Raw genomic sequence first — 7,710 nt, forward strand, 5'->3', positions numbered from 1 at the left:
TACGCACCCGGCATGGCCAAATCATTGTGATCGCCCTCACGGCTCGGAAAAAGCCGGGAAGCAGCCAATCCGCGTTGTGCGCAAAAGCAGACCCTCACATTATCCTGAAATACGTCTTTGTTGCGCTGCAATGTCGTAATTGATCTCGAAAAGCACCCCCGATTGCGGCGCGCAGGAAAGCTGATCTTCGCTCAGCCCCACTCGCGCAGTGGTGATGAACAAAGCTCTGTCGTCGCCCGCAAAGGCGCAACTCGTCGGACGCGGCACCGGCAGCGGGATCAGCCGTTCGAGAGAGCCATTCGGTTCGATGCGGGCGAGGGCCGATCCATCGAACAAAACGCTGAGAAGGTGGCCGTCACGGTCCAGCGTGAGGCCATCGGGCTTTCCATCCCTTGGGTCCATACCGAAGAACAGGCGGCGGTTGCCGATCTCGCCTGTGGCCGGGTCAAAATCATAGGCGTAGATCTCGCCCTTGTGCGAGTCCGTGAAATAGAGGATTTTGCCATCTTTGCTCCATTCCAAGCCGTTGGGCAAATCGAAGCCGGTGTCCGCAACATGCCATGTTCCGTCCGGATCAAACCGATAGAGGGTTCCGCGCCCCTTCTTTCCCTCCATGTTCATCAACCCGGTCCACAGGCGGCCCTGCCTGTCGAACTTGCCATCGTTGAACCGGAAGGCGGGATCGGCCTGGGGCGCACGTGCAAACAGCTTAACTCCACCATTCGCATCAAGACGCGCGAGATCGCAACCGAGGCCGAGAACGATTTCACCCTCGGGATCCTCCGCCAGAAGTCCGGCAGGCGTGGGAACAGGGGTAGCAGTATTTTGTCCGCTCAGCGGATCATAGCTGTGGAGGTGTCCACCAAGGATGTCAATCCAGAGCAGGCGCTTACGCCGCGCGCTCCAGACGGGGCTTTCGCCGATGATTGCCTGCGTGGCGGCTGCAATCCTGATCTGGCCGGTCATGCCCGTGGCTCCCGTGCCATCAAGGCAATCCGGTCCCATGCTGCCGCCACTGCCGCCGGCGAGCCGGCCCGAACGGCGCGGAGGTCGCGCGGATAGTCCACCCCTTCGGCCTCAGCCGCGCGGGTGGCATGGAACTGCCCATTGGCGGCCCGCAAGATCCAGCCGCCTTCGGTGCAAGCCTCCGACGCCAGAAAGGCGACACCCGGAGCAACCGCCTCGGGCTTCAGGTCCTCCGTCTCCCCTTCTACTCCCCACATCCGCGTCTTTGCTACGGGGGATACCGCGTTGACGACGATGCCGTGTTCGGCCCCTTCATCTGCGAGTACATTCACGATACCCACGGCGGCCATCTTGGCAGCGGCGTAGGAGACAAGACCCTTCTGGACATATTGCGGATAAAGCGCGCGGCAGGAGGTCGTCAGCACGATCCGGCCGTATCCGACCTCGCGCATCGCGGGCCATACCGCCTGGGCGATCCACAGCGGTGCCTTCGCCATGACCGTCATCATGTGATCGAAGGATGACTCCTGCACATCCTCGACGCGTTCGTAGCCGACCCACCCGGCATTGTGGATCACGGCATCAAGGGATCCGTTCAATGCAAGGCAGTCTTGCACCAGATCATGGCAGGCATCGCGGGTGTGGATTGAGGCGTGGAACGAATGTGCGTCGATCCCGTCGTGACGCAGGTTCGCGACCGCGATTTTGGCGATCATCGTGTCCGTTCCCGTTCCGTCTGTGTTGGCACCGACATCGTGCAGCAGGACCGTTGCGCCAAGCTGGCCGACCGCGCGCGCGTAAGCAAGTCCAAGGCCTCGGCCCGCGCCGGTGATCAGCACCGTGCGTCCGGTGAAATCTTGTTGGTTCATTGTGGCATCCTCTATTGAGCGGAAGATGGCGACACCCTTATGATACGTCCAATACTGAATGGATGGAGCCATGATATGACAGATGTATCAGAAGTCACGCGCGGGATGATCGACTTGCGTAAGATGGAGCAGTTCGTTGCCGTTGCCGAAGAAGAAAATTTCCATCGCGCCGCGCATCGCCTTGGCATGTCGCAGCCACCCCTGACGGTGGCGATACAGCGGCTGGAAGCCGATCTGGGCGTGGCCTTGATCGAGCGGGGCGGCAACCGGATTACCGGCCTGACGGATGCCGGTCGCGCATTTCTTCGCGAAGCGCGCGAGACGCTGCGACAGGCGCACCATTCGATCCTCATGGCGCGGGAGACGGCAGCGGGTCGCACAGGTCTCGTGCGGCTCGGATATGTCGGGAGTGCACTTTACGGGCGACTGCCGGACGCGATCCGGGCGTTCCGCCTGGCGCGCCCCAAAGTGCGGCTGGAACTGCGCGAGGCCACAACGGCCAGTCAGATAACCGGCCTTCGCAATGGAACACTTGATGCAGCAGTGGTGATCCCGCCACTGGCGGATGCGGGAAGCATTGTGTTGCACAGCTTCGACCGGGATCGCCTCTGCATGGCGCTGCCCGTCGACCATGTTCTTGCTGACAAAGGTGGGTTGACGGTGGCTGATCTAGCAGTGGAACCGTTCATCCTCTGGCCGATGATCGAGGGGCGCGGTTTCCACCTTCAGGTTATCCGGATTTGCTCCGCTGCTGGGTTCGCGCCCCAGATAGCTCAGGAAGCTCATGGCATGCATGCCGTGCTGTCGCTGGTTGCGGTCGGAGCTGGCGTGTCTATCGTGCCGCAAAGCATGGCGAGCTTCCGACCTGATCGGATCGTCTACCGCGAGATCAAAGGAGCAGAATCGACGTTCGATCTTTGCCTTATGGTGAACGCTCAAAATTCTGCGGCAAAGGCTTTTGCTAGTATAGTTGCCGATGTTCAAGCAAACACGTGAAAGACATTTAAGGGCCGACAGCGGAATGGCAGCTTTAAAGCTGGGAGCTGACAAAGTGGAAAAGTTTGGTCATCCTTGAGTGGCTTTACGACCATGCGTGCGGTAGTGCTCAACAGCCGCTTCCTTCTGCGCCTGTGTGAACTTGGGGGTTCGAGGTCCAAATCCTAAACGCAGATCAATATGGTGCTCATATTCCAGGTGCCAGCCCTTCAAAGCATTCTTGCTTGGATAGCCCAGCTGCCCAATAGTCGCTTTTGGTCCCTTGCCCAGCTTGATGTAGAGCGCAACGGCTCGCATCCGGTCTTCGTAGGAATACATGAACTAACTCCCTGATAGTCCAAGTTTTCGTCCGCCCCCCAAAAATCAACAATGTCAGGACTGGTCAATTTTCAGTGCCCATATTTGTCGGTCTATCGCTCTTGGCAAAAAAGATTTGAACGCGAATCCTGGAAGATCTGGTGGTTAATTAGCCATACCCCTGGGTTGTATCCGTCTCTCTCGGGACAAAACCAATTCCAAATCCAAATAATCTGCCTATTTTTGCCAATGTTTCGAGCGTGGGGTTTGCTGTGCCAGCTTCTATCTCTGCGATTTGACGCCTTGTAAGTGCAAGCGTCCTGGCAAACTCCTCCTGTGTCATGCCAAACCCTTTACGGATATCTGCAACGGCTTCAGGCAGCCTCAAATCCCCTGTTCGAGCACGCTCCGCCAGTGTTCGCCGATTATCAAGAATTTCGTCTTTCGTGGGTTTCTTCCAGCGAGCCATTTAGCTGTCCTCCCGCATCACTGACACGCTGCCAGAACACTGTCCGCTATCGCGATACAGCGCCCCATCGCGCGATCCAGAATGTCCGGAGGCGCGCTCATATCTTTCGCCATGGACGGAGCCTGGCGCAGGCATTCGGCAAACATGACAAGCCTGGCTGCCAGCGCTTCCTGCTCAGCTGGATCAGGCATTAGTTCACCGCAAATGTGCTTCCAATCGGGAAAATGATCGCCACCGCCGTCACGCATCATCGCCCATCGGGTGGAGCGAACAATCCCCTCTTTGGCGAGCCGCATGGGTGCGAAATCAAACAGAGGAGACAGGCGGATCGTACCGTCCTGATACTTGCTGAGTGCCGAATTCCGGCCGTGATTGTCGAGATTGCCAAACGCAAGGTTGGCAATATCGCGCTTCAGGTATTCGACAATGTCCGCAAAGGGATCGGCCGAATATTGGCGCAGAACGTCGATATAGGCCTCATGCGTGCCGACATGGCCGAAATCGGCAACGCCGACCGCGGACACGAGGCTTTCCTGCCCCAGCCGGACGGTTCCGCCGCCTTCTCTCGTCCTCCGGTCGAAACGGGGAATGATAAGGATACCTTCGGTATAGGTCGAAGGTTCGCTGACATTCAGACCGATCTCCTGAGCGATCCGCGAATAGAGGGCTTCGCCTTCGAGGATCAGGCGGTCCACGGGCTCGTTGCTGCGTACCAGCTTGACGATGACGTGGCGCACGGCCTCATCATCGGTTACGAAGCTGTCGGGGTAATAGAGCCCGTCATTCGCCTGCGTCATAGAGACCTTAGGCCATTCGCCTTGTAGGCCGCTTGAGCCGGAGGCCAGCATTCCAAAGCGGTCGGCGACTTCCATGAAGCGATCCGACCGCTCAAGGATTTCCGCCTCTGTAACTCCCTGGCGCTCAACACCGCTCAGCCGTTCCGCTTCGGCGGCTGCCGCTTCTTTGATGCGGATATTGCCTATGCCGCCAGTCGCCGATCGGAGAAGCAGTGGCAGATCAGAAGCGCGCGCGCCTTCAATAAGGCCGAGGTGCCCGGCAAGCCTTCGCCGTGCATGCCCCTGGGGCATAAGATCCAGGAGGAAGGGCGGCCACTTGCGGCTAAATCGATTTTCCAGATCGACGGGGCAACGGACGGATAAGGCACGATGGCCCCGGACCGTTTTTCCAGCAGAAAACTCCGCCGATGCCACGGTGACGAAATAGTCGAGATCGTAATCGACGATCGACGCGCCCTGGAAGCCGGCCGCGTCGTCATTGAGTTCCAACGTCGCAGCGTGATGCCACTTCCGGTCAAAATGGGTTTGGAGCGTTAAGCGCATGAATTGACCCTTTTAATGGTTCAAATAATGCATTACTCAACGTTATTCAACCCATCAATGTGGGTTGAATAATTACCGTCAGAACTGCCGGCCACCAAAATGGTCATTGAAGATTCCGATCCGGCTGACCATCTTCGGGCCGGGCAATGCACTGCCGCACGCGAACAGGATGAGCGACAGGCTAAGCGGTTTCATCCAGGCTACGGAGCCGCTGTTTGCGTCGAACAAGATGAGCGAAACGGCTCCCATTGCAGCTAAGAAGACCATCCCGAAATCATATTGCTCTGAAAGGCTCTTGAGCCGGGCCGAATGCCTGGCGTAGTGCAATTGCCTTGCCAATTTTCGTTTTTCGGATGCCAATTGATCGCGCTGACGGCAGAGGGCGGAGGCGCCCTGCATTATCTGCTCTTCGAAGCTCGATTTACTCATATCGCTGAGCTCAGATATTTTTCTGCAATTTCCTGTGTGAATTCACCGTGCGGTTCGGCTTAGTCAATCAGGAACCGGATGAGCTTCAAGCGCTTGTCCGGTTCTACCTGAAAGTTTTCTCTTGCGATGAAAGCTGTCAATCGGAACGGAATATTCACCGCGTTTACTTATCCAATATTGACCCCCGATTACGGATTAGCACTTGGCTTGCCCGACGCTGGCCGTGTCCGGCTGGGCCAGCCGCGCGCGGTGTGCCGCGAAAGGACGGCCCGTAGGGCAACGCCCAATCCTGTGACGTTCAATACCATTCGTTATGGGTTCGGAGGCGAGGCTTTATCCAGCCGTGCAACGGCCTTGGGATCGGAAGCCTCCTTGTGCAGCGCGTCCCAGTCGTCGGGCGGATTGCCGTCATCCAGCATCCCTTTGAAAACCTTGTAAGCATCCGTTTTGGAGCCGTAGGTTCGCAAGCTGTTTTCGTCGTTCACCCAGGCGAAGATGATGACCTTGCCAGTGCTGCTATAGCGGAAAAAGAGTCGGAAACGACCATTGCCGAACTTGGTTCGAAACCAGTGTTTGCGGTCGTCGCCAAGGGTCGCGCCCTGACGATAGATGGACGCTGTCGGGTCCGATGGCACATTGACGGTGACGAGTTGTACCAGGGACGCGAGCAACCTAGCGTCGGCGGATTTCTGATAATCGTCCGGTTTCTTTGCTTTGAGCGCGTCGACCGCTTCGATCAGCTTTTCCCATTGATCAAGAAAGAGAGGGTGTGCGAGGACGGTCCAGCCATTGAACGTCAGCATATCAGATCGAAACGTCCCCCTCGATCTCGGCATCGAGATCGACCGTCATGCCCGCAGTCAGGGCAACAGCCCGGTCAAGTAAGGATTGCGGGAACGGGAGAACAGATTTCTCGGGCTGCCTGGCCATGTCGCGCGCAAGAAATTCGAGAAAACGGTCGATCACGGGATCAGCGGTTTCTTCAATCTCGGCCTTCTGGACATAGACGCGGTGTTGTTCATCGATGAGAAAGGCAATGCGTCCGCCATAGTCAACGCCCAAGGCCTGCCGAACGGATTTCGGCACAGTGGTCTGTCCCTTGGCGGTGATAGTGCTTTCTTCTTTCAGCAGGGCTCCCATGGCGGGCCTCCATAAATCGGTCGAACGGAATGTAAGGAATATTCCTTATTGTGTCAAGATTGGCCGTCGCCTTGCTCCGCCGCCCGGTTCGGCGCCCTTAGTTCGCGGGATGTCCGACACCTGCCGCCAGACGCGCCAATGCAGAGAATCTGACGAATGTGCCGCCGACGATGCTGAAGAGTGCCGCCAGATGTCTGACGGCACAGCTTCCCCGGTGACGCGATAGACCAGCGCATAGCCCGCGACGGCGGCGGGCGCGCCGAAGATCAGCGCAACAATTAAGCGGATGACAGGTGAACGGATCGTCTCAAACAGTCCGGCCAGAATGCCGAAGGCGGCACCAGCCGAGCACAGGCCGACGAGTCCCGCACGGATCAGGCCCGCACCTGTCCCGTAGGCGAATTGTGCTGCGGTCAGCCCAAGCGTGAAAGGCAGCGCATAGACGGCGAGATTGTAGGCGAGGATGCAGAGAAGCGCGCCCAGGGCAACGCTCATGAACATGACGACGACCATGATGTTTCACCTTTGCTGACGGCACCCCCTTGCATGCAATCGCCACGATGGCCGCTGCTCGTACACCACCAGCCATGCGGGCCGCTCGGTGCGCAGGATCGGCGGGAGCCATCCGGTTCCTGCCAGAAACTGTTCTGCGGCTTCGGCCATCTCCGGCTTCTTCTTGCCCGCGATCCGTTCCGCTGCCTCATCGCCAAGCGCCTCCCGCACGGCGTGAAGGCTAACAGCTCGATTTCGTAGCAGAAACGGCAGATCGTATCCTCATGTTGGAGCCTAAAATGGCTACCCAAATCCAGGACAAAGACGTGCTCGCGAAGCGCAGCGTGGCCGTTCAATGGTGCGCATGGGCAAGCGAGCACGCGCGTTCTTGTCCTGGGAAACCACGGCAGTACTTGCTGATCCAACACGATGCCATCGCTGAGAATATGACAAGCGATTTTTTGGGAGGGCAATTCGGATAGCAGTGTGAAGCACATTACTATCCGCTTGCTGCTCTGATCGGAGTTAGTGCGCCAACCGGCCGATTGCCCTCTATAGCGCGATATTGTCGCCGATCACGGCCGTTTCTACGCTAAAGTCCGACATATCGTAACCGCTGTTTCGGCCCCACATTTTCTCGCGCTGTTTGATCTGCGAAGGGCTTTTCATGGATGGATGAAGGAGTTTCCCCATGTGGCCTACGGTGGAGTTT

The 7,710-nt window shown here is 57.9% G+C and carries 10 protein-coding genes; 1 reads left to right on the plus strand and 9 read right to left on the minus strand.

The window, feature by feature from the left end:
* Positions 1–99 precede the first annotated feature (99 nt).
* A complete protein-coding gene (locus WH356_RS23330) occupies positions 100–966 on the minus strand; it encodes an SMP-30/gluconolactonase/LRE family protein (protein ID WP_339515176.1) in 867 nt (288 codons plus the stop codon).
* Positions 963–1,835, minus strand: a complete 873-nt coding sequence (locus WH356_RS23335) for an SDR family NAD(P)-dependent oxidoreductase (RefSeq protein ID WP_339515178.1) — start codon at positions 1,833–1,835, stop codon at positions 963–965. The genes WH356_RS23330 and WH356_RS23335 overlap by 4 nt, the downstream gene beginning before the upstream one ends.
* 75 nt (positions 1,836–1,910) lie before the next feature.
* On the opposite strand from WH356_RS23335, the gene WH356_RS23340 reads away from it, so the two are divergent.
* Entirely contained in the window at positions 1,911–2,831 is a 921-nt protein-coding gene (locus tag WH356_RS23340; protein ID WP_339515180.1) for a LysR family transcriptional regulator, read from the plus strand.
* 69 nt (positions 2,832–2,900) lie between these two features.
* On the opposite strand, the gene WH356_RS23345 is transcribed toward WH356_RS23340, so the two are convergent.
* The 7 genes from WH356_RS23345 to WH356_RS23375 form a co-directional block, all read right to left on the minus strand.
* Complete coding sequence (locus tag WH356_RS23345; protein WP_421566584.1) at positions 2,901–3,149, minus strand: hypothetical protein; 249 nt, start codon at positions 3,147–3,149, stop codon at positions 2,901–2,903.
* Positions 3,150–3,297: 148 nt separating this feature from the next.
* Positions 3,298–3,597 carry a helix-turn-helix transcriptional regulator gene (locus WH356_RS23350; RefSeq protein ID WP_339515182.1) on the minus strand — a complete coding sequence of 100 codons (300 nt, stop codon included), beginning with the start codon at positions 3,595–3,597 and terminating at the stop codon, positions 3,298–3,300.
* A gap of 17 nt (positions 3,598–3,614) precedes the next feature.
* Complete coding sequence (locus WH356_RS23355) at positions 3,615–4,937, minus strand: type II toxin-antitoxin system HipA family toxin (RefSeq protein ID WP_339515184.1); 1,323 nt, start codon at positions 4,935–4,937, stop codon at positions 3,615–3,617.
* A 78-nt stretch (positions 4,938–5,015) separates the two neighbouring features.
* The gene (locus WH356_RS23360) at positions 5,016–5,366 is read right to left on the minus strand and encodes a hypothetical protein (RefSeq protein ID WP_339515186.1); all 351 of its coding nucleotides are present in this window, start codon (positions 5,364–5,366) and stop codon (positions 5,016–5,018) included.
* Positions 5,367–5,677: 311 nt separating this feature from the next.
* Complete coding sequence (locus tag WH356_RS23365; protein WP_339515188.1) at positions 5,678–6,169, minus strand: type II toxin-antitoxin system YhaV family toxin; 492 nt, start codon at positions 6,167–6,169, stop codon at positions 5,678–5,680.
* 1 nt (position 6,170) lies between these two features.
* Complete coding sequence (locus WH356_RS23370) at positions 6,171–6,506, minus strand: type II toxin-antitoxin system PrlF family antitoxin (protein ID WP_339515190.1); 336 nt, start codon at positions 6,504–6,506, stop codon at positions 6,171–6,173.
* A 45-nt stretch (positions 6,507–6,551) separates the two neighbouring features.
* Positions 6,552–7,019: a hypothetical protein gene (locus WH356_RS23375; protein ID WP_339515192.1), complete on the minus strand. Its 468-nt coding sequence runs from the start codon at positions 7,017–7,019 to the stop codon at positions 6,552–6,554.
* Positions 7,020–7,710 lie beyond the last annotated feature (691 nt).

It is taken from the genome of Ochrobactrum sp. MYb379 (assembly GCF_037479515.1).
Taxonomy (GTDB): domain Bacteria; phylum Pseudomonadota; class Alphaproteobacteria; order Rhizobiales; family Rhizobiaceae; genus Brucella.

Excerpts from the sequence above, each read along its gene's own strand:
- WH356_RS23330 (WP_339515176.1), bottom strand. The coding sequence starts at position 966 with ATGACCGGCCAGATCAGGATTGCAGCCGCCACGCAGGCAATCATCGGC.
- WH356_RS23335 (WP_339515178.1), bottom strand. The coding sequence starts at position 1,835 with ATGAACCAACAAGATTTCACCGGACGCACGGTGCTGATCACCGGCGCG.
- WH356_RS23340 (WP_339515180.1), top strand. The coding sequence starts at position 1,911 with ATGACAGATGTATCAGAAGTCACGCGCGGGATGATCGACTTGCGTAAG.
- WH356_RS23345 (WP_421566584.1), bottom strand. The coding sequence starts at position 3,149 with ATGTATTCCTACGAAGACCGGATGCGAGCCGTTGCGCTCTACATCAAG.
- WH356_RS23350 (WP_339515182.1), bottom strand. The coding sequence starts at position 3,597 with ATGGCTCGCTGGAAGAAACCCACGAAAGACGAAATTCTTGATAATCGG.
- WH356_RS23355 (WP_339515184.1), bottom strand. The coding sequence starts at position 4,937 with ATGCGCTTAACGCTCCAAACCCATTTTGACCGGAAGTGGCATCACGCT.
- WH356_RS23360 (WP_339515186.1), bottom strand. The coding sequence starts at position 5,366 with ATGAGTAAATCGAGCTTCGAAGAGCAGATAATGCAGGGCGCCTCCGCC.
- WH356_RS23365 (WP_339515188.1), bottom strand. The coding sequence starts at position 6,169 with ATGCTGACGTTCAATGGCTGGACCGTCCTCGCACACCCTCTCTTTCTT.
- WH356_RS23370 (WP_339515190.1), bottom strand. The coding sequence starts at position 6,506 with ATGGGAGCCCTGCTGAAAGAAGAAAGCACTATCACCGCCAAGGGACAG.
- WH356_RS23375 (WP_339515192.1), bottom strand. The coding sequence starts at position 7,019 with ATGGTCGTCGTCATGTTCATGAGCGTTGCCCTGGGCGCGCTTCTCTGC.